The organism is Pseudomonas sp. FeN3W (genome assembly GCA_030263805.2).
GTDB lineage: Bacteria > Pseudomonadota > Gammaproteobacteria > Pseudomonadales > Pseudomonadaceae > Stutzerimonas > Stutzerimonas stutzeri_G.
Genome location: CP136010.1, coordinates 3,832,914 through 3,853,529, shown reverse-complemented (window position 1 = coordinate 3,853,529; position 20,616 = coordinate 3,832,914). Strand labels below are relative to the sequence as shown.

The window sequence follows — 20,616 nt, the reverse complement described above, 5'->3', positions numbered from 1 at the left end:
AAGTGCACGGTAAATTTACCGCTTGTGCTAGGCAACCTTTTGTCCTTGGTCATTGTTTGTGGGTTCCGGGACTTCGAACGGCTGCTTCGCGACCCGTGCGGGCAGGCTCAGAATGAATGAGCCGCCATGCCGGTTCCTTGATTGCAATCAAATCATCCCATCGGCACGGTTGCGCCGTCGCCGGCCGCTCGGACACCGGAAAAGCACAAGGCCGGCATTGCGCCGGCCCGTTGCTTGCCGCCTGGTTACTGCTTGGCGGCGGTGATATCGCCCTGGGCGTCGATACCCAGCGTGTAGCCGAGCGAAACGTGGTGGTAGCGCCCAGTGGCGTTGTCGTCATGGATGGCGAAGCCGAAGTTGTAGACGTTGCCCGGAGCCAGTGTCACGTCGCCCTCGCCGCCAGCGAACTTGCGGGTGAACACCACCGTCCAGGTATCGCCATCGAGCTGGCCCTGGGCATCGACCAGGGCCTGGCCGCCTTCCATCACCCGCTCGGTGGCGACATGGCCGTCGAACGCCTTGTTCTCACCGCTGCGCCACTGGTTCAGGTCGTAGAAAATCCCGTTGGCCAGCGAGCCGTCCTTGACGTATTTGGTCTTGGTATCGGCTGCACCCGGCATGGTCCGCGCGTCGCCGTGGCAGCTGCCCCAGCAACCGCCCGCCTCGGCCAGCTGGACCTTGGAACCGCCTTCGAGCATGTAGGCGATCTTCACCGGGTTGTCGGCGTCCATCGGCGCCGCACCGGATGCTGCGGGTTGTTTCCAGGTGAAGCGCAGGTAGAGGTTCTCGCCGTCGTTGGCGGCCTGCACCTTGGCATTGATGAAGGGCGCCTTGCCATCGATCGGCGTGGGCTCGAGCTTCTGGCCGCTGGCCATCTTGCCGCCCATGTCCGCGACTTCCTCGGAGTGGCAGCCGGCGCAGGTCTCGCCTTTCTTCAGGGCCCGGGCGCCACCGTGCTCGGTACCCTTGGTGATCCATTCCACCGGCGATACGCCGGGGTAGAACAGAGTGACGTCGGTCGCAGCCACCGCGCTCCAGTCAGCCGGTGCCGCGGCCATAGCAGCCTGTGCACCGAAGGCGATTACCGCCCCCACCGCGCTGGCCATCAGGGTCTTTTTCATAATCGGTTCCTCATCATCGATGGTTGGCTGGCCCGCCGGACCGCAGTTCAGTCTTCGTCTTCTTCGGTCATACCTTCGGGCAGGTGGTGCGCGATGCCCTTGTGGCAAGCGATGCAGGTCAGGTTGTCTTCGCGCGCCATCTCATGCTGCTTGCGGGCTCGCTGTTTCTGCATGTCGGAGCTCATGCTTTCCAGGCTGTGGCAGTTGCGGCACTCGCGGGAATCGGATGCCCGCATCCGGGCCCATTCGCGACGCGCCAGGGTCAGCCGCTTGGCCTCGAACTTTTCGGCGGTGTCGATGGTGCCGACGATCTTGCCCCATAGCTCCTTGGAGGCCTCGACCTTGCGCACCATCTTGTGCGTCCAGTCGCGCGGCACATGGCAGTCCGGGCAGGTTGCGCGAACGCCGGTGCGGTTGGCGTAGTGAATGGTCTCCTTGTACTCGGGGTATACGTTGTCCCCCATCTCGTGACAGGAGATGCAGAAGGTTTCGGTGTTGGTAGCCTCCAGCGCGGTGTTGAAGCCGCCCCAGAAGACGATGCCGGCAACAATGCCCACCACTAGAATGCCGCCGAGCGAGTAGCGCGCGCTCGGCCGCCGCAGTAGCGCAAGGATGCCGCCCTTCTTTTGCTTGTTGCCGTCTTGATCTGTCATGGAATCTGTTCCCTTGCCAGACCCACCGCGCCAGGCGCGGTGGGTGTTAACAGGCAATCCTCGGGCGGATTAGTACACGTCGTGCATGGTGTTGAAGACGTTGAACTTGCCGGTCGGCGTGACGATTGCCGGGTCGGTGATCACCTTCTTCAGCTTCAGCGTCTTGTCGTCGTAGATCACGATCGCGGACTGGTCGGTCTTGCCGCCCCACAGGGAGATCCACACCTCGTTACCCGCCTCGTTGTACTCGGGATGGGTGGCGCGACGGATCGCCTTGCTTTCCGGCAGACCGGAATCCTTGGCGACGTCGAGACGCTTGGGTTCCTTGCTCAGATCGGCCAGGTCGTAGACGTAGACGGACTCGGCGACTTCCCGCTCGGGGTTCATCGGCGCGTCGGCCCAGAGGTTCTTCGATTTCGGATGGGTCTTGACGAACAGGTTGCCGGCGCCCGGCATCTTCAGTTCCTGCACCACCTTCCAGTTGTGCTCCTTGTACTTGGCGTACTTCGGATCCTCGGAAGCGGTGGAGATCAGCGAGACCACGTCGTCACCCAGGTGGCCGGTGGTCCAGACCGGGCCGAACTGCGGATGGATGAAGTTGGCGCCGCGACCCGGGTGCGGGATCTTCGCGGTGTCGACCAGCGCGGCCAGCTTGCCGGTCTTGGTATCGACCGCAGCGACCTTGTTGGAGGCGTTGGCAGCGACCATGAAGTAGCGCTTGGAGTAGTCCCAGCCACCGTCGTGGAGGAACTTGGCCGACTCGATGGTGGTGGTCTTGAGGTTCTTAAGGTCGGTGTAGTCGACCAGGATGATCTGCCCGGTTTCCTTCACGTTGACCACCCACTCCGGCTTGATGTGCGAAGCGACGATGGACGCTACGCGCGGCTCGGGGTGGTATTCGCCGTCGACGGTCTGACCGCGGGTGGATACGACCTTGATCGGCTCCAGGGTCTCGCCGTCCATGATCGAGTACTGCGGCGGCCAGTAGGTGCCACCGATCAGGTACTTGTCCTCGTAGCCCTTGAACTTGGAGGTGTCCACGGAACGGGCATCGGAGCCCAGACGCACGGTGGCGACGGTGGTCGGCTCTTCGTACCACATGTCGATGATGGTGGTCAGGCCGTCGCGGCCAACGGTGTAGACGTAACGGCCGGAAGCGGACAGACGCGAGATGTGTACCGCGTAGCCGGTGTCCAGCACCTTCCAGATGGTGTGGGTATCGCCGTCGACCAGGGCCAGCTTGCCGGCATCGCGCAGGGTGATGGCGAACACGTTCTTCAGGTTGATGTTGTTCAGCTGCTTCTTCGGACGCTGATCAACCGGAACGATGAGCTTCCAGCTGTCCTTCATGTCCTGCAGGGAGAACTCCGGCGGCACATCCGGGGTGTTCTGGATGTAACGCGCCATCATGTTGATCTCTTCCTTGGTCAGGATGTCGTCATAGTTGACCATCCCGCCCTCAGTGCCATAGGCAATGATGTTCTCCAGGCGCTTGGTGCCCAGGTTGAGGGTGCCGCCCTCGGTCTTCTTGCCGTCCGCGTCGGTCTTGCTCCAGTGCGGCTCGAGGTTCTTGCCCGTGGCTCCTTTACGTAGAACGCCATGGCAACCGGCACAGCGTTCGAAATAGATCTGCTTGGCCGCCTCCTTTTCTTCGGCGGTCATCTCTGGGGCAGCAGCCTGGGCGACTGCCAGACCAAGCAACGAAAGGCCGGCGATCAGGCCAGCCAGGATAGGTTTACCGACATTGCTCATCCTTCTCTCCTATGGGAGCGCTTCTGGCGACTCCTGCTAGTTACGGCGGTGTGGCAGTTCCCGGGGACTTCTTCTTTTTGCGATTTGGATGCTATGAGAGCGCCGTTGCGAAGGCGCTTGACGACAATCAAGAGAGCCCCCGGCACCCCCTGAGCGTGACGCCTTGTCGCGGGCGCAACGGGCCGAAACGTCTGGAATCGGCTTCGATTGGTCGGCATCGGAGGCGAGACTTGATCGCAATCAAGCTTTGCCGGCGGATGGCTTGAGAGGGGTCGGTGGGCTCGGTAGCTTGGCGATGGAAATAACCAACTGCTGCCGTGAGGTACTTGCCTGTGAATGCGATTGAAATCCCGACTGCCGCCGGCACGCCTGACGCGCCCTTCTACCAACCGCTAGGCAACGAAGAGCAGCTGTTCCAGCAGGCCTGGCAGCACGGCATGCCGGTGCTGATCAAAGGCCCGACCGGCTGCGGCAAGACCCGCTTCGTGCAGCACATGGCGCATCGGCTGAACCTGCCGCTGTACACCGTGGCCTGCCATGACGATCTCTCCGCCGCCGACCTGGTCGGCCGTCACCTGATCGGCGCCCAGGGCACCTGGTGGCAGGATGGCCCGCTGACCCGTGCGGTGCGTGAGGGCGGCATCTGCTACCTGGACGAAGTGGTCGAGGCGCGCCAGGACACCGCCGTGGTGCTGCACCCGCTGGCCGACGACCGCCGTGAGCTGTTCATCGAGCGCACCGGCGAGGCGCTCAAGGCGCCGCCGGGTTTCATGCTGGTGGTGTCCTACAACCCCGGTTACCAGAACCTGCTCAAGGGCATGAAGCCGAGTACCCGCCAGCGTTTCGTGGCGATGCGCTTCGATTACCCGCCGGCCGCCGAGGAAGTGCGCATCGTCGCCAACGAGGCGCAGGTGGATGAAGAACTCGCCGCCCAGGTGGTCAAGCTCGGCCAGGCGCTACGCCGGCTGGAGCAGCATGATCTGGAAGAAGTCGCCTCGACCCGCCTGCTGATCTTCACCGCGCGGATGATCCGCTCCGGCATGACGCCGCGTCAGGCCTGCCTGGCCTGCCTCGCCGAACCGCTGTCGGATGACCCGCAGACAGTCGCCGCGCTGATGGATGTGGTCGATGTCCACTTCGCCTGAAGCCACCAGCCAACTGCACCGGCGCCTGCCGGGCGACCTGGCGATGTGGTTCTTCATCCTCGCCGAGCTGACCGTCTTCGCCATCCTGATCCTGGCGTTCGCCGCCACGCAGATGCTCAATCCAGAGCTGTTCAGCGAGAGCCGCGCGGCACTGGACAGCTCCATCGGCCTGGCGCTGACCTTGAGCCTGCTGACCTCCGGGCTGTTCGCCGCGCTGGCGGTGGAACAGGTGCGCGAAGCCCGCTCCGGGCGCGCGACGCTGTTGCTGCTCGCCGCGCTGGGCACGTCCTGCGTCTACGTGGTGCTCAAACTCAACGAGTACAGCCACCTGGCCGGGCTCGGCCTGGGCATGGAACACAATACCTTCTTTACCCTGTACTGGATTCTGACCGGCTTTCATTTCCTGCATGTGCTGCTGGGCATGGTGATTCTCGGCTGGCTGGCCATGCGCTGCCGCCGCGGTGCCTACGGGCCGAACGAGCACAGCGGCCTGGAATCCGGCGTGCTCTACTGGCACATGGTGGATATGGTCTGGGTGCTGCTGTTCCCGCTGGTCTACGTGCTGAGGTAAGTCATGTCCGCTTCGAAGAATCTGCTAGCCTGCTGGCTCGGCCTGGCACTGCTGTCGGTTTCCACCGTGCTGCTGGGCAACGCCGGCGCCACGCTGGCGTTGACCGCTGCCGTTCTGCTCACGGCGTTCGGCAAGGCCTGGCTGATCACCGACGGTTTCATGGAGCTGCGCCATGCCCCGCGGACGTGGCGTCTGCTGCTGCTCGCCTGGCCGCTGGTACTGGTGCTCGGCGTGCTGCTGACCCTGCTCTGACCAACGGTACACCGCCGCAAGAAGCTGACGATGCGGTCAACCACGCCCCGCGACTTTTATTGTTTCCGATCAAGGCCAGCCCTACCCCGCTCGGTGATCCTGCTGCTCAAGGAGCGGGCGCCCGAGACGGCGCGCCCGGTGAGATACGCTGCCGAAGCGGAGCCGCCCCATGTTGAGAATCAGCCATTACCTGCGCGCCCTGGCCCAGCCGGCCACCAAGGTGCTCGGTGCCCGCAGCGTCAGCGGCAAGCGCCCGCCCGTGGTGATCTGGAACCTGCTCAGGCGCTGCAACCTGACCTGCAAGCACTGTTACGCGACCTCCGCCGACAGCGAGTTCCGCGACGAACTGGACACCGCCGAGGCGCTGAAGGTGATCGACGATCTGCACGAAGCCGGCGTGCGCGTGCTGATCCTCTCCGGCGGCGAACCGCTGCTGCGCGACGACATCTTCCAGCTCGCCGACTACGCCCGCGACAAGGGCTTCTTCGTTGCGCTGTCCACCAACGGCACGCTGATCGACGAAAGCAACATCGAGCGTATCGCCGCCGCGCAGTTCGATTACGTCGGCATCAGCATCGATGGCCTGGAGGCGGTGCATGACGAATGGCGCCAGCTCAAGGGCAGCTTCGCCGCGTCCATGCATGCCATCGACCTGTGCCGCCAGCGCGACATCCGCGTCGGCCTGCGCACTACCCTGACGCAGAACAATTACCCGCAGCTGCCGGCCCTGCTGGCGCTGATGCGCGAACACGACGTGCAGAAGTTCTACCTCTCGCACCTCAACTACAGCGGCCGCGGCAAGCGCAGCCGCAAGGCCGACGCCCATCACCAGATGACCCGCGACGCCATGCGTCAGCTCTTCGAGCAGGCCTGGGACGACGTTCAGCACGGCCGCGAGACCGATTTCGTCAGCGGCAACAACGACGCCGACGCCGTCCTGCTGCTGCAGTGGGTCGAGGAGCGCCTGCCGGAACATCGCGAGCGCCTGGAAGGCATGCTGCGCGCCTGGGGCGGCAACGCCTCGGGCAACGGCATCGCCAATATCGACAACATCGGCGACGTGCACCCGGACACCTACTGGTGGCAGCACACCGTCGGCAACGTGCGCCGGCAGCGCTTCAGCGACATCTGGCTGAACGAGCCGGCGCCATTGCTGCAGGAGCTGCGCCAGCATCCGCGCGCGGTCGGCGGTCGCTGTGCCGACTGCCGCTGGCTGGCGATCTGCAACGGCAACACCCGCACCCGCGCCTGGGCGCAGGGCGATCTCTGGGCCGAAGACCCGGGCTGCTACCTCTCCGACGAGGAGATCGGCCTGCCCGCCACCGAGCGCATTCCCAGCATCGCCATCTGACCGATCGAGCGGCCGTCCAAGCGCCGCAGCAACGCACTCCGTAAGCCCGATGAGAATTCAGGAGCACCGCATGGACCAGCCACTCACATTTCCCGCCTCGCTGAGCGCCGCGTTCGCCCCGGGCGAAGTCGCTCTGGTCGGTGCCGGACCGGGCGACCCCGGCCTGCTCACCCTGCGTGCCTGGAGCCTGCTGCAGCAGGCCGACGCGGTGGTCTACGACCGCCTGGTCAGCGACGGACTGATGGCGTTGCTGCCGGCCGACTGCAGCCGCCATTACGTCGGCAAGACCAGTGGCTACCACAGCCTGCCGCAGCCGCAGATCAACCAGTTGCTGGCCGACCTGGCGCAGCAAGGCAAGCGCGTGGTGCGACTCAAGGGCGGCGACCCGTTCATCTTCGGTCGCGGCGCCGAAGAGCTCGAATTCCTGCTGCAGCGCGGCATCGACTGCCAGGTGGTGCCGGGCATCACCGCCGCGGCCGGCTGCAGCGCCTATGCCGGCATTCCCCTGACCCACCGCGATCTGGCCCATTCCTGCCAGTTCATCACCGGCCACCTGCAGAGCAACGGTGAGCTGCACCTGCCGTGGAAGGCCCTCGCCCAGGGCGGGCAGACGCTGGTGTTCTACATGGGACTGGCCAGCCTTGGCGAGATATCACGAAACCTGATCGCCGCCGGCCTGCCGGTGGACACGCCCGCCGCGCTGATCGGCAATGGCACCCGGGAGAACCAGCAGGTGGTGCGCTGCACGCTGAGCCAGCTACCTAACATGGCCGACGAGCAGCACCTCACACCGCCGACCCTGACCGTGATCGGTCGGGTGGTCGGCCTGTTCGCCGAGCGCCAGGTCCGGCATCCGGCGCGGCTGCACGGTGATCCAGCCGCGCAAACGGAGGCCTTATGCAACTGATACCTGCCCTGCTGCTGGCCGCCGCGCTGCCAGCAGCCACCTTCGTTGCCCTCGACCTGGCCATTCCGCGGGCTGCCGCGGCGACCCAGCCAACCGACAGTCAGGCGCTGTACGAACAGCACTGCCAGAGCTGTCACGGCGTCAACCGCCTCGGCGGCGCCGGACCGGCGCTGCTGCCGGAGAGCCTCAGCCGCATCAAGCCGGCCGAAGCCCAGGCGGTGATCCGCGACGGCCGCCCGGCGAGCCAGATGGCCGCCTACTCCCACGTGCTGAACGAAGCGCAGATCGCCGGCCTGGTCGATTACCTGTATCAGCCCTCAGCCGTGCCGCCGACCTGGAGCGACGCCGACATCCGCGCCAGCCACCGCATGCTCAAGGACGTCGCCACACTGCCGACGACACCGCAACACGGCGCCGATCCACTCAACCTGTTCGTCGTGGTGGAAGCCGGCAATCACCACGTCCGCGTGCTGGACGGCGATCGTTTCGAGGAGCTGGCGAACTTCCAGTCGCACTTCGCCCTGCATGGCGGGCCGAAGTTCTCGCCGGATGGCCGCTTCGTCTATTTCGCCTCCCGCGACGGCTGGGTCAGCGTCTACGATCTCAACAACCTGAGCATGATCGCCGAGGTCCGCGCCGGGCTGAACACCCGCAACCTGGCCGTGAGCAACGACGGCCGCTGGGTGCTGGTGGGCAACTACCTGCCGGGCAACCTGGTGCTGCTCGATGCGCGCGACCTGTCGCTGGTCAAGCACATCCCCGCGGTCGGCCAGGACGGCACGCCATCGCGGGTCAGCGCCGTGTACACCGCGCCACCGCGCGACAGCTTCGTGGTCGCGCTGAAGGACGTGAAAGAAGCCTGGGAACTCTCCTACGCCGGCGAGCCGACTTTCGAACCGCGGCGCATCGAGGCCGCCGACTTCCTCGACGACTTCTCCTTCACCCCCGACTATCGCCACCTGCTGGCCACCTCGCGCAAGGCTCACGGCGGCCAGGTGATCGATCTGGACAGCGGCAAGGCGGTCACCGACATCCCGCTGCCGGGTATGCCGCACCTGGGCTCGGGCATCTACTGGAAGCGCGACGGCAAGTGGGTGTTCGCCACGCCCAACGTCAGCCAGGGGCTGATCTCGGTGCTCGACCTGCAAACCTGGAAGCTGATCGAGGAGATTCCCACCGAAGGCCCGGGCTTCTTCATGCGCAGCCAGGAAAACTCGCCCTATGCCTGGACCGACGTGTTCTTCGGGCCGAACAACGACGCCGTGCACCTGATCGACAAGCAGACCCTGGAAGTCGCCCACACCCTGCGCCCGATGCCAGGCAAGAACGCCGCCCACGTCGAGTTCACCAACGACGGCCGCTACGCCCTGCTCAGCGTCTGGGACACCGACGGCGCACTGCTCGTCTACGATGCCAACACGCTGGAGGAGGTCAAACGCATTCCGATGAACAAGCCCTCCGGCAAATACAACGTCGGCAACAAGATCGAGTTCGCCGAGGGCACCTCGCATTGATCGTGAACGGATCGCCCACCGATTCAAGGTGGGCGCTCCCACGACGGTCACAACCCCCTACAATCATCGGTTTCGTCACCTTCACTGCATTTAAGGCCGACCATGGATATTGATCTCGCCCGCACCTTTCTCGAGATCATTCGCAGCGGCAGCTTCATCGCCACGGCCGAGCGCCTGCACATCACCCAGACGGCCGTGACCGCGCGCATACAGAACCTGGAAAACCAGCTGAGCTGCCGGCTGTTCGTGCGCAATCGCGCCGGGGCCCGGCTGACGGCCGATGGCGAGCGTTTTGCCGCCTATGCCCGCCAGTTGGTGCAGACCTGGGAGGCCGCGCGGCGCGACCTGCCGCTGCCTCGCGGCTATGGCGAACTGCTCACGCTCGGCGCCGAGGTGAGTCTGTGCAACCCGCTGATGCTGGCCTGGCTCCAGCGCCTGCGGCAGGCGCTGCCCGGCCACGCCGTGCGCCTGGAAGTGGGCAGTGGCGATGAACTGCAGAAGAAGCTCGACCTCGGCGTGCTCGACGCCGCGCTGGTGCACCAGCCGGAGTACCTGCCCGGTCTGCAGGTCGAACAGCTGCTGGAGGAAAAGCTGATCCAGGTGGTGCAGGCGCAGAATCCCACGCCGTATCTGTACGTGGATTGGGGACCGGCATTTCGCAAGCAGCATAACCAGGCGCTGCCCGAATACACCCGTGCCGCGCTGTCATTCAGTCTCGGGCCACTGGCCTTGCAGTATCTGGTGCAGTGCGGCGGACGCGGCTACTTTCGCACCCGCGTGGTCCAGCGTTATCTGGAAGAAGGCGTTCTCAAGCGAGTGGAGCAGGCGCCGGAGTTCAGCTACCCGGTCTACCTGGTCCACGCACGCGCCAGCGAATCGCCCGCGCTGCTCAGGGCCGTCGAACTGCTGCGCGAAGCGGCCCTCGACGATTACGACTGGTCACGCTGGTACTACGATATCTGAGCCTCGAGCCGGGCCCGTGAGCGCTCAGTCCGGCAATTGCTTGAGCCAGTTGCGGTACAGCGCGGCGATCAGGTCCGTCTGGGTGATCATGCCCACCAGCCGCTGTTGCGCATCGACCACCGGCAGGCAATGCAGGCCGCGATCCGAGAGCAGGTACACCAGCTCGACCATGTGCGTATCGGCCGTCACCGAAACCACCGGCGAGCTCATGATCGCGCGCAGCTTGGTGCCGCGCAGGAAGTTCAGCTGGCCGAAGCTGAGCCGCCCCGGGCGTGGGTGGAAGTGCTTGAGCAGATCCACCTGGGTGACGATCCCGACCAGCCGGTGATCATCGCCCTCGACCACCGGCAACGAGCGCAGGCGATGCTGCTGCAGCGTCTGCCAGGCCTGTTCGATGAAGGTATCCGGGGTGTGCCAGTAGAGATCGCGCGACATCACGTGCGCCGCGGTGATCTCACCCATGCTGCGGCGCAGGGCGTGCTTCTCGGTCTGCTTGATCAGGCGGGCGAGATCGTCGCGGGTGATGTCGACGTACTCGCCGAATTCGGCCAGCGCCCGGTCGACGTCGTCCTGGACGAAGCTCATTCGCTCGCCTGGTCGAGGGTCGCGGGTGTGGTGCTCGTTTTCGCGCGGCAGGCGCGCCTTGGGATAGGGATTACCCGTGAGGTTGTTGAACAGCAGCGCGAAGGTCACCAGCAGCAGCGAGTTGAACATCACTGGCCAGAGCAGGCCGAAGTGCAGCTGGTGCAGGTCGGGGCTGCCCACGGCGGCCACCAGCGCCAGCGCGATGCTCGGCGGATGCAGGCAGCGCAGCGCAAAGAGACACAGCAGCGTCGCGGCGCCGGCCAGCGTCGCAGCGAGCACGCTGGGCAACCCAGTGAGCCCCAGGGAGACGCCGATCAGCGCGGCGAACAGGTTGCCACCGATGACTGACCAAGGCTGCGCGAAAGGGCTCGACGAGGCGACGAACACCAGCACGGCGGAGGCGCCAACCGGCGCGATCACTTGCAGCGCCAGCCCGGTGCCGACCAGCCAGCGGTCGCTGAGAAATACCAGTGGCATGACCAGGGCGACGCCGATGGCGGCGCGCAGCCAGTGTCGAGGGGCCGCATTCAGGGGCGCGGGAATGAAGGATTTGAACCAGTCGATCAGATTGTCTTGCATGGAAGCTCTTGTCAGACGAAGCACCGGCTATGGGAGCGTAGCCGGGTAAAAAAAGGTCCGTCCCTGGACCCTCAGGAGCTACAAGGGTAGCGAGGGGAAATCAAGCGGTCACAGCGGTCAGCTCTGCGTCCCGGGCCGGGGCGCGCCGCGCGTGGCGCACGGTCAGCCAGGTGTTCAGCGCCATCAGCAGCATGCCGCTGGCGAAGATGCCGCCGCCGGCCATGCGCACGATGTACCCGGGATGGCTGGCTTCCAGTGCCTCGACGAAGGAATAGGTCAGCGTGCCGTCTTCGTTGATCGCACGCCACATCAGGCCCTGGGTGATGCCGTTCACCCACATCGAGGCGATATAGAGCACCGTGCCGATGGTCGCCAGCCAGAAGTGCGCATTGATCAGGCCGATGCTGTGCATCTGCTCGCGCCCCCAGAGCCGCGGAATCAGGTGGTACAGCGAGCCGATGGAGATCATCGCCACCCAGCCCAGCGCCCCGGCGTGTACGTGGCCGATGGTCCAGTCGGTGTAGTGCGACAGTGCGTTGACCGTCTTGATCGCCATCATCGGGCCTTCGAAGGTGGACATACCGTAGAACGCCAGGGAGACCACCAGAAAGCGCAGGATCGGATCGGTGCGCAACTTATGCCAGGCGCCGGAGAGGGTCATCATGCCGTTGATCATGCCGCCCCAGCTCGGCGCCAGGAGGATGATCGACATCACCATGCCCAGGCTCTGCGCCCAGTCCGGCAGCGCGGTGTAGTGCAGGTGATGCGGGCCGGCCCAGATGTAGATCGAGATGATCGCCCAGAAATGCACGATGGACAGGCGGTACGAGTAGATCGGCCGCCCGGCCTGCTTGGGCACGAAGTAGTACATCATCCCGAGAAAGCCGACCGAGAGGATGAAGCCCACCACGCTGTGCCCGTACCACCACTGCACCATCGCATCGGTGGCGCCCGAATACAGCGAATAGGACTTGAGCAGGCTCACCGGCACCAGCGCGTGATTGATGATGTGCACCATGCCGGTGACGATGATGAAGGCGCCGAAGAACCAGTTGCCGACGTAGATGTGCCGGATGCGCCGGCGCGCGATGGTGCCGAAGAACAAGTAGGCGTAGAACACCCAGATCAGCGTCACCCAGAGCGCGATCGGCCATTCCATCTCGGCGTACTCCTTGGACGTGGTGTAGCCCAGCGCGTAGCTGATCGGCATCGCCATGCAGGCGGCCTGCCAGCCCCAGAACACCACGGCGGCCAGCCGATCGGAAATCAGCCGGGCATGGCTGGTGCGCTGGACGATGTAGAAGGACGAGGCGAACAGCGCGCCGCCACCGAAGGCGAAGATCACCAGATTGGTGTGGATCGGCCGCAGCCGGCCGAAGCTGGTCCAGGGCAGATCGAAGTTCAGCTGCGGCCACACCAGCTGAGCGGCGATGAACACCCCGAGGCCCATGCCGAGCACACCCCAGACCAGCGTCATCAGGGTGAACTGGCGCACCACGTGGTAGTTGTAGGCAATCGGTTCGGGGCTATTGTGCAGTTCGCTCATGCTCGCCGGGCAGCCGACGCGGGCGCCAGGGAACGAACATCGAAATCTGCCAGCGCAGCGCTGGCAATGGTCGACGGACCGGCACGCCGCATCCGCTCGCCGCTCCTCCAGGGATCGGTTCATATCGAGCGCGGCGGATTGCCGCGCAGACGGAATGCGTGCGCATTGTCTGCGGCGGGTTGAATGTTATCTAACGAATAGTATTGCTCGATAAGCGCAATATTTTTGCATCAAGCACCCTACAAGCGGAGCCGCGGCTTCTGAAGCCGTATCAGGCCGCGTGACTCGTTCCTTTCTCGTACTGATCGACCACGGCGGTGACGATGCGCATCACCTCCAGGTTGGCGTCCTCCATCTGGCCCAGGTGGCGCAGCGCGGTTTCCAGGGCGTTCTGGGCGAATGCATCCAGTGCCGCCTGCCCCTGAGCATGCACCGCCGTATGGGGCCGCTCGATCTGCCGGAAGCAGTCCAGCGCCTGGATATCGCGGTTGCCCTCGCCGTAGTACCAGCGACCGAAACGACAGTCGCGCTCGCTCGGCAGCTGCGGAATCGGCTGTGCCCGGTCGCTCAGCAGGTGGTTGTAGACCACGAACTTCAGTGACAGCTCGTCGAGATTGGCCAGCTCGATGCCGGCCCGGAAGGAAGACGCGGCGCTGCTCGCACGCATCGCCCCGGCCAGCTGGTAGAGCATGCGCATCGCCTCGACCGCCACCTCGGTGGTTCGGCTGAAGCCCTTGGCGTGGCTGCCCTGCAGTTGGATGTAGTCATGCACATTGCGTATTTCGCCCTGCACTTCGCCAATCTTGCGCACGATGTCATCGGTCGCCAGCGCGGTCTTTTCCGCCAGGCTGCGAATCTCCCCGGCGACCACCGCGAACCCGCGCCCGGCCTCGCCGGCACGCGCCGCCTCGATCGCCGCATTCAGGGCCAGCAGGTTGGTCTGGCTGGCGATGCCGCTGATGAGATCGACGATGCCGTTGATCTCCTGCGAGCGCTCGGCAAGGGTATCGACCTTGTGCGAGGCCAGACCAAGGCCGTCCTCCATCTCGGCGGCCTTGCCCTGCAGCTCGCCGAAATGCTTCTGGTTGCTCAGCGCCGCGGCGGCGACCTCGCCGGCACGGGCCTTGTTATCGCCCAACTGCTCGGTGAGAAACTCGAACGACTCGCCGAGATGGGCCACCGAGGTGCTGAAGCGAATCAGCCTTTCCGACACGCCCCGGTAATAGTCGAGCTGTCGCTGGCGTTGCTGGCTGGCCGCTTCTGCCGCCTGCAGCTGCTGCTCCAACGCAGCGATGCGTGCCGACTGTTCGGCGTGGCTGGCCTGCAGCGCGTGCAGCTCGTGCTCCAGGCGCGTCGTGCTGTTCTTCCGCTTGAACCACATGCCGTGCACCTCAGCTGACGGTGTAACCGTTGTCCACCACCCAGTCCTGGCCGAACACGCCGCGCGCGCCCTGGGACAGCTGGAACAGGATGACGTTGGCCACCGCCGCCGACTCGAGGAAATGCCCCGGCAGCAGACGCTTGGTGACGCCGTCGGCGACCGCTTCGAGCTGGTCGTCGTTGAGCCCCAGCGAACCCCAGATGGCGGTGGCGGTCGGACCGGGCGAAACCATGTTGATGCGTACCTCCAGCGGCGCGAACTCCACCGCCAGCGTGCGCGCCTGCGCCGCCAACGCCGCCTTGCTGGCGATGTAGGCCGCCAGCCCGGGGAAGGTCGAGCGGATCAGGAAGGTGCCGACGAAGACCACCGAAGCCGGCTTGGCCAGCTCGGTGCGCAGCGCAGCGAAGGTGTTCAACGCACCGGCGCCATTGACCGCCCACTGCCGGTCGAAGGCGGCCATGTCCAGGCCATCGGCCAGTTCGGCGATACCGGCGTTGGGCACCAGGTAGTGCACCGGCCCCATCTGCGCGGCGCGGCGTGCCAGCTGGGCCAGATCTTCAGCCGAAGTGACGTCGCCGCTCAGCCACTGCAGCTGGTCGGCGTGGGTTTCCAGCAGCGGTTCGAGACCGCCGATGCTGCGCGACATCGCCAGCACCCGGGCACCGCGCTGCAGCAAGGCCGCGCACAACGCCAGACCGATTCCGGAACTGGCGCCGGTGACGACCGCCAGACGATCCTGAAACTCGCTTTTCATCATCCTCTCCGAGCTCGGCGCACGCCGAGTCACAAGCCGCCTCGCGGCAGCGGTTCTAAGGCTTGGTATTGACGGGCAGGCGCGACGGGCACCTGCCCCGGTGAAACGACTCGGTGCTCAGCCCGGATGGCCATCGACCCGCGGTGCGACCAGCATCGGCGCGTAGCGCCAGACATACAGAACGAAGGCCGCCGCCCAGCAGGCCGCTGCCAGCCACAGACCGCCGACCGGCCAGATGACGGAGAGGAATACCCGCGCTGCCGTACCCAGGTTGAACAGCACGAAGGCACCGATGATGCCGGCCGGCAACTGCAGCGGCCGGCCGGTGTGGCCGAGAGTCACGCGGGCGATCATCGCCAGGATCAGCCCGCCCATGGAGCCGACGCTCAGCGCATGCAGCGAAGGGCTGGACTGTGCCAGCAGACCGAAATGCCAGAGCGCCAGGCCGAAGGCGGCAACCACCAGCCAGAGCATCGCCAGGTGCAGCGACCAGAGCAGGCCGACCTTCCAGATGCCGTGGTCGTACCAGCGCGCCAGGCGCAGCAGATGGCCGACGCCGATGGCGACGAACAGCAGGCCCAGCAGCGGATGCGGCTGCAGGGCAACGCCGAAGGCGTGCAGCAGCGCGACGATCCCGGTGCCCACCAGCAGGGCGACATCCAGCCAGACCCAGGGCTTGACCGCCTCGACCTTGCCCAGGCCGCGCTGGGTGAAGAACGGAATCACCCGGCCGCCGATCAGCGCCATCAGCGCCGCGACCAGCCACAGCCCGGCGAGCACGCCCTGGCGCTGCAGCGCATCGTTACCCTGCAGCAGGCCGGTCAGGATCAGCACGTCAGCGCCGAACATCAGCGTCAGCACCACCACGATCGGGTAGTTGCGCTTCTGCCGTACGGCCCAGAGCATCCGCGCCATCATCCAGGCCAACGCCAGCAGGAACAGCAGATCGAGCGGTGCCAGCCATGCGGCCGGCAGGCCGAACAGCCAGCCCAGGCGCGCGGCCAGCCAGAGCATCGCCAACCCCATCAGGCGGTTGCCGGAGGGCGCGGTCTGCCCGGTCCAGGTCTGCACCGCGGTGAGCAGAAAGCCGGCGACGATCGCCATGGCGAAGCCGAACAGCATTTCGTGACGGTGCCAGGCCAGCCAGCCACCGGTGGGCTGAAAGCCCGGCGAGAGCCCGGTCCACGCGGCGACCCAGAGTGGAATCGCCAACAGCGCGAACAGGCTGCCAGCGAGAAAGAAGGGGCGAAAGGCGAGCCGCCAGATAGGCGGAATACTCAGGGCTTTTCGCCGATCGATAACTTGCACGGAAGGGCCTCCAGACGTTCTATGTCCGGCGGCACAACGAAGGCGCGCCGGACGAATGAGCGCTCCCGATTGCAGGAGCCAGGATTACTTTCTACAGGGTAGGCGCCATCGACAGACTTGATTGCGATCAGATTTTCGCGGAGGCGGCGGGAAAGTGACGGTCGGCACGCGGAGGCCACCTGCAGACGCACCGTTGCGGTGCGCAACGGCCGTGATCATCGAACAGTGGAGCCGTCCGGGCGGCCCTCTACGGCGATGGGCCTACCCTCCCCGGCAACGCGCATGCGCCTTGTCCGGGGGTGTTGGCCGAGCGGAGTGGTCGTTGTGCTTACTTGATTTCCTGCTTGACCGTCTCGGCCTGAGACGTGGTCTCGGCGTCACTCACCGATTTGCGGAAGCCGCTGATCGCGCTGCCCAGATCGGAGCCCAGGCCGCGCAGGCGCTTGGTGCCGAACAGCATGACGACGATCAGAAGAATGATCAGAAGTTGCCAGACGCTGATACCCATCATTGTGCTTACCTCGAATGTGTCGGAAGACTGGTTGCGGTCACCGAGTACCTCAGTGGCCCTGGTGTGCGTTGTGTGCATCGCCGGACGTGTGCTCGTGCATGCTCGCCGCCTCCTGCAGCAGCGCCTGATCGATCTGCTCGAAGCGCAATACGCGACCACCGTGTTCCTCGGCGAGGCGCATGGCGGCCTGCTCGTCGGCGAAGGTCGCCAGCGACGCACCCATGGCGCCCTTGAGCGACGTACCGACTACATAGTAGGCGCTGGTTGCGTCGATCAGGTGACTGTCATCCGGCTTTTCCCAGACGCTACGGCCCATATCGTGTACGTACAGCCTGGCATCGAGCAGACGATTCTCCGGCTGCAGCCACCAGCCGAGCATCTCGGCCGTGGAGCAGAACTTCTTCACGCCGCCCTTCTCCACCGCCTGGCCCTTGGGCCCGGGGAAGTCGCTGATGATCATGCCGCAGACGTGACACTCGTCAGCGGCATGAAAGGCCACCGGCTCGAGCGCTTGCTGGACCTTCTCCTTCTCGCCGCAGCCGGCCAGGCCGAAGGCGAGCAACATGGCCAGGAGCGTTCCGGCGCCGATGCGATGCAGTGCGTTCATAGAGGGATTTCCTTTTCGATTCATGGAAGTCAGGTCAGGCGCCGGCGAAAGATGCCGAACGCCAGCAGCAGCGACACGCCGATCCAGGCCAGCAGGCACAGCCAGAGTACCGAAGCCGGCACGGGCAGGTCGGCACCGAGCGACAGCACGCCCATTGCGCTGGCGCTGCCTTCGAAGCCGGACAGGTTGATCAGCCGGTAGATGTCGGTGGGGTTGAGCAAGAGCAGCCAGGGCAGCAGCTCCGGGTTGAACTTGCCTTCGCTGAGTACCAGCAGCGCGAGCAGGACCAGGTCGAACACCAGCACGAAGAGAAACCACACCCCGAGCGCCAGCCCGGCGGCACTGGACTTCTCGTTGACCTTGCCGCTGAGCACATAGGCGAAGGCGAGAAACACCCAGCCGAGCAGCGTCGAGGAGATCATGAAACGGCCGAACGCCCAGAACAGCATGCCGAGTTCGACACCTTCGACCAGCACGGCGATGGCCAGCGCCGCGCAACCGAAGCCGATCAGCACCGCCAGGGCGAGAATCAGCCCGTGGCCGACGAACTTGCCGAGCAGGATCTGCCCACGCCCCAGCGGATAGGTCAGCAGCAGCATCAGCGTGCCGCCCTCGTCCTCGCCGACGATGGCGTCGTAAGCGAGCAGCAACGCGATCAACGGCATCAGGAAGGTGGCCAGACTGGCCAAGCTGGCGATAGTCGCCGGAATCGAGGTGAAGCCGAGCTGCCCTGACGCCGCAGCGCCGAGCCAGGCGATACCCACCGCGAGCACGGCGAAGAGCAGGCTGATGGCGAGCAGCCAGCGGTTGCGCAGGCCATCGCTGAGTTCCTTGCGGGCGATGTTCCAGACCTGGTTCATGGGCGACCCTCCTGGGCGCGTACGTCACCGGCGCGCTCCATGTAATAGCGGTAGAGGTCTTCCAGCGACGGCTGGTGGATCTCGATGTCCTCCGGCTCGCTCTCACCCAGCAGCTGGCGCAGCAGCACCAGCTTGTGGCCGTTGACCGCGACCACTTCCAGGCTCGATTCGCTGAGGCCGCGGGCGCTGTGTCCGGCATCGGTCCAGCGTTGCAGCCAGCTGTCGCGCTCGCTGATGCCGCTGGCACGGATGCGCACCGGCAGCCCGGCTTCGGCACGCAGTTGCGACAGGCTGCCCACTGCCTGCAGGCGGCCCTTGGCGAGGATCGCCGCGCGGTTGATGTGCGCCTCCACACCCGGCAGCACGTGAGAGCAGAGAATGATGCTGGTGCCGCGCTGACGCAGGCGGTCGATCAGCAGATAGAGGTCCTGGGTGGCGATCGGATCGAGGCCCACGGTCGGCTCGTCGAGCAGCAGCAGGCGGGGTTCGCCGAGCAGCGCCTGGGCCAGACCGAGGCGCTGGCGCATGCCCTTGGAATAGGTCTTCACCCGGCGGTCGGCGGCATGCGCCAGGCCGACCTGCTCGAGCAGCTCGTCTACCTGGCTCAGGGCTGCGCCCTTCAGGCGAGCGAAATGGCGCAGGGTTTCGCGGCCGCTCAACTGCGGATAGAAGGTGACGTTCTCCGGCAGATAGCCGAGCTGACGGCGCACCTGCGGATCGTTCGGCGCGCGGCCGAGGACTTTCACCTGGCCCTCGCTCGGCGCAAGCAGGCCGAGAATCAGCTTCATGCTGGTGGTCTTGCCGGCGCCGTTATGGCCGAACAGCCCCAGCACCTCGCCCTCACCGAGGTTCAGGTTCAGATCGTGCAGCACGGTCATGCTGCCGTAACGCTGGCTTACGCCCTGGATCTCGACGGCGTTCATGACGTTGGTTCCTGCTTTTCGGTTAGGAGTTCTTCAGTCGGCAGCTTCATCAGCGGATGGCTGTCCTGCACGCCCGGCGACTTGACCACCGGGAAGGCCCGCTGCACCCAGCTCAGCACTTCGATGCTCGGGCTGTTCATCAGCAGGCGCACCTGCGGGTAGAGCCAGAGCAGGCGATCGACGTTGTCGTTGGGTTCGTAGGCGACATCGCCCAGGCCGTCGTCGTTGCGGTCCCAGCCCAGGTAGTCGCTCCAGTAATTGCCACGGCCGTCCACCGACCATTCCTGGGTGCGGGTCGCCACGTACTTGACCTGCTGCTGGTTGCCGACGAAGGCGTTGCCGGAAATGCGGTTGTCTTCGGAGCCGGCGGTCAGGTGGATACCGAGCGAGCTCTTCTCGAAGTGGTTGTTCTCGATGGTGTTGAACAGCGAGTTGTAGATGAACAGCGCCTTGCCCTCGCCGCCGCTGATCATGCTGTCGCCGCCGGTATCGCCACGCTGCACCTCGCTGACGAAGTTGCCGGTGATGGTCGAATAGGTGATGTAGTTCATCAGGATGCCGTAGTTCTGATCCTGCTCGGAGCGGTTGCCCGTGACGATCAGCTTGCGGCTCTGCATCAGCGCGTAACCGGTGCGGGTACGGCGGGTGACGTTGTCGATCACGCTGTTGTCGTTGGCGAACATGTAATGCACGCCGTAGCGCAGATCCTCGAGGACGTTGGCCTCCAGGTGGTTGCCGTTGGAAGTGTCGATGTAGATGCCATCGCGCGAGTTGCGCACGTGATTGCCGACGATACGCGCGCCCTTGACCGCAAACAGGTGAATGCCATTGCCGCGATCCTGCGAGCGCACGTCCACCTCGCCTTCGATCTCGTTGCCGATCACCTGCACGTCGGCGGCGCCATCGACGAACACGCCGAAGCCCGCGCCCTGCATGCGATTGTTCTGGATCAGCGCCCGCGGCGCGGCCGGCAGGACGAACACCGCCGAATCCATGGCGGTGAGATCGGAGCCCCAGTCGCGCAGCGTGCAGCCTTCGACGACGACGTCGGGCGCGCTGATGAGCAGGCTGCTGCCCTGGCCCTGGGAGCGGATGACGGCGCCCGGTTCGCAGCGTAGCTGCATCGATTGCGCGATGCTGAACTGGCCCTGATATTCCCCGGCAGGCAGGCGCCAGCGGTTTTCACCGTCGGGCTGCAGCGGCAGGGTCGTGATGGATTGCGGTGCCGCCTGGGCCGCACCACTGAATAAAAGCAGCAGCGTGACTGCTGCGGGGTATCGCGAGAAAAAACCAGCCTGAGCTTTGAACACTGCGTTTTGACCTTCTTCAGCTT

General features: G+C 65.3%; 20 protein-coding genes. 7 read left to right on the top strand and 13 right to left on the bottom strand.

What is annotated here, in order from left to right; all coding sequences use genetic code 11:
• Positions 1-245 precede the first annotated feature (245 nt).
• The 3 genes from P5704_018175 to P5704_018165 form a co-directional block, all read right to left on the bottom strand.
• Positions 246-1,121 carry an ethylbenzene dehydrogenase-related protein gene (locus P5704_018175; GenBank protein WOF77943.1) on the bottom strand — a complete coding sequence of 292 codons (876 nt, stop codon included), beginning with the start codon at positions 1,119-1,121 and terminating at the stop codon, positions 246-248.
• Positions 1,122-1,168: 47 nt separating this feature from the next.
• Positions 1,169-1,774 (bottom strand): cytochrome c3 family protein, encoded by a 606-nt coding sequence (locus P5704_018170; GenBank protein WOF77942.1) that lies wholly within the window; start codon positions 1,772-1,774, stop codon positions 1,169-1,171.
• A gap of 69 nt (positions 1,775-1,843) precedes the next feature.
• Positions 1,844-3,526, bottom strand: a complete 1,683-nt coding sequence (locus tag P5704_018165) for a nitrite reductase (GenBank protein ID WOF77941.1) — start codon at positions 3,524-3,526, stop codon at positions 1,844-1,846.
• A 332-nt stretch (positions 3,527-3,858) separates the two neighbouring features.
• Between P5704_018165 and P5704_018160 the strand changes: the two genes are divergently transcribed.
• The 7 genes from P5704_018160 to P5704_018130 all read left to right on the top strand — a co-directional run bounded on the left by P5704_018160 (position 3,859) and on the right by P5704_018130 (position 10,229).
• The gene (locus P5704_018160) at positions 3,859-4,671 is read left to right on the top strand and encodes a CbbQ/NirQ/NorQ/GpvN family protein (GenBank protein ID WOF77940.1); all 813 of its coding nucleotides are present in this window, start codon (positions 3,859-3,861) and stop codon (positions 4,669-4,671) included.
• Entirely contained in the window at positions 4,655-5,242 is a 588-nt protein-coding gene (locus P5704_018155) for a cytochrome c oxidase subunit 3 family protein (protein WOF77939.1), read from the top strand. Before P5704_018160 ends, P5704_018155 begins: the two co-directional genes overlap by 17 nt.
• A 3-nt stretch (positions 5,243-5,245) precedes the next feature.
• Positions 5,246-5,494, top strand: a complete 249-nt coding sequence (locus P5704_018150) for a cytochrome C oxidase subunit IV family protein (GenBank protein ID WOF77938.1) — start codon at positions 5,246-5,248, stop codon at positions 5,492-5,494.
• Positions 5,495-5,663: 169 nt separating this feature from the next.
• Positions 5,664-6,845, top strand: coding sequence for a heme d1 biosynthesis radical SAM protein NirJ (gene nirJ / locus P5704_018145; GenBank protein ID WOF77937.1), 1,182 nt, complete (start codon positions 5,664-5,666; stop codon positions 6,843-6,845).
• Positions 6,846-6,915: 70 nt separating this feature from the next.
• Positions 6,916-7,752: a uroporphyrinogen-III C-methyltransferase gene (gene cobA, locus P5704_018140; GenBank protein WOF77936.1), complete on the top strand. Its 837-nt coding sequence runs from the start codon at positions 6,916-6,918 to the stop codon at positions 7,750-7,752.
• A complete protein-coding gene (locus tag P5704_018135) occupies positions 7,743-9,266 on the top strand; it encodes a nitrite reductase (GenBank protein ID WOF77935.1) in 1,524 nt (507 codons plus the stop codon). Before cobA ends, P5704_018135 begins: the two co-directional genes overlap by 10 nt.
• A gap of 102 nt (positions 9,267-9,368) precedes the next feature.
• The gene (locus tag P5704_018130) at positions 9,369-10,229 is read left to right on the top strand and encodes a LysR family transcriptional regulator (protein WOF77934.1); all 861 of its coding nucleotides are present in this window, start codon (positions 9,369-9,371) and stop codon (positions 10,227-10,229) included.
• A 24-nt stretch (positions 10,230-10,253) separates the two neighbouring features.
• Here the strand turns inward: P5704_018130 and P5704_018125 are convergent, their stop codons facing one another.
• From P5704_018125 to P5704_018080, 10 genes are all read right to left on the bottom strand, one after another.
• Positions 10,254-11,393 carry an HPP family protein gene (locus P5704_018125; GenBank protein ID WOF77933.1) on the bottom strand — a complete coding sequence of 380 codons (1,140 nt, stop codon included), beginning with the start codon at positions 11,391-11,393 and terminating at the stop codon, positions 10,254-10,256.
• 100 nt (positions 11,394-11,493) lie between these two features.
• Entirely contained in the window at positions 11,494-12,939 is a 1,446-nt protein-coding gene (gene ccoN, locus P5704_018120) for a cytochrome-c oxidase, cbb3-type subunit I (protein WOF77932.1), read from the bottom strand.
• A 271-nt stretch (positions 12,940-13,210) separates the two neighbouring features.
• The gene (locus P5704_018115; GenBank protein ID WOF77931.1) at positions 13,211-14,320 is read right to left on the bottom strand and encodes a methyl-accepting chemotaxis protein; all 1,110 of its coding nucleotides are present in this window, start codon (positions 14,318-14,320) and stop codon (positions 13,211-13,213) included.
• Positions 14,321-14,330: 10 nt separating this feature from the next.
• Entirely contained in the window at positions 14,331-15,074 is a 744-nt protein-coding gene (locus P5704_018110; GenBank protein ID WOF77930.1) for an SDR family oxidoreductase, read from the bottom strand.
• Positions 15,075-15,191: 117 nt separating this feature from the next.
• Positions 15,192-16,382, bottom strand: coding sequence for an NnrS family protein (locus P5704_018105; protein WOF77929.1), 1,191 nt, complete (start codon positions 16,380-16,382; stop codon positions 15,192-15,194).
• Positions 16,383-16,710: 328 nt separating this feature from the next.
• Entirely contained in the window at positions 16,711-16,893 is a 183-nt protein-coding gene (gene tatA / locus P5704_018100) for a twin-arginine translocase TatA/TatE family subunit (protein ID WOF77928.1), read from the bottom strand.
• Between the two features lie 49 nt (positions 16,894-16,942).
• Positions 16,943-17,500 (bottom strand): nitrous oxide reductase accessory protein NosL, encoded by a 558-nt coding sequence (locus P5704_018095; GenBank protein WOF77927.1) that lies wholly within the window; start codon positions 17,498-17,500, stop codon positions 16,943-16,945.
• A 29-nt stretch (positions 17,501-17,529) separates the two neighbouring features.
• The gene (locus P5704_018090) at positions 17,530-18,360 is read right to left on the bottom strand and encodes an ABC transporter permease subunit (GenBank protein WOF77926.1); all 831 of its coding nucleotides are present in this window, start codon (positions 18,358-18,360) and stop codon (positions 17,530-17,532) included.
• A complete protein-coding gene (locus tag P5704_018085) occupies positions 18,357-19,283 on the bottom strand; it encodes an ABC transporter ATP-binding protein (GenBank protein ID WOF77925.1) in 927 nt (308 codons plus the stop codon). The genes P5704_018090 and P5704_018085 overlap by 4 nt, the downstream gene beginning before the upstream one ends.
• Complete coding sequence (locus P5704_018080) at positions 19,280-20,593, bottom strand: nitrous oxide reductase family maturation protein NosD (GenBank protein WOF77924.1); 1,314 nt, start codon at positions 20,591-20,593, stop codon at positions 19,280-19,282. Before P5704_018080 ends, P5704_018085 begins: the two co-directional genes overlap by 4 nt.
• Positions 20,594-20,616: the final 23 nt, after the last annotated feature.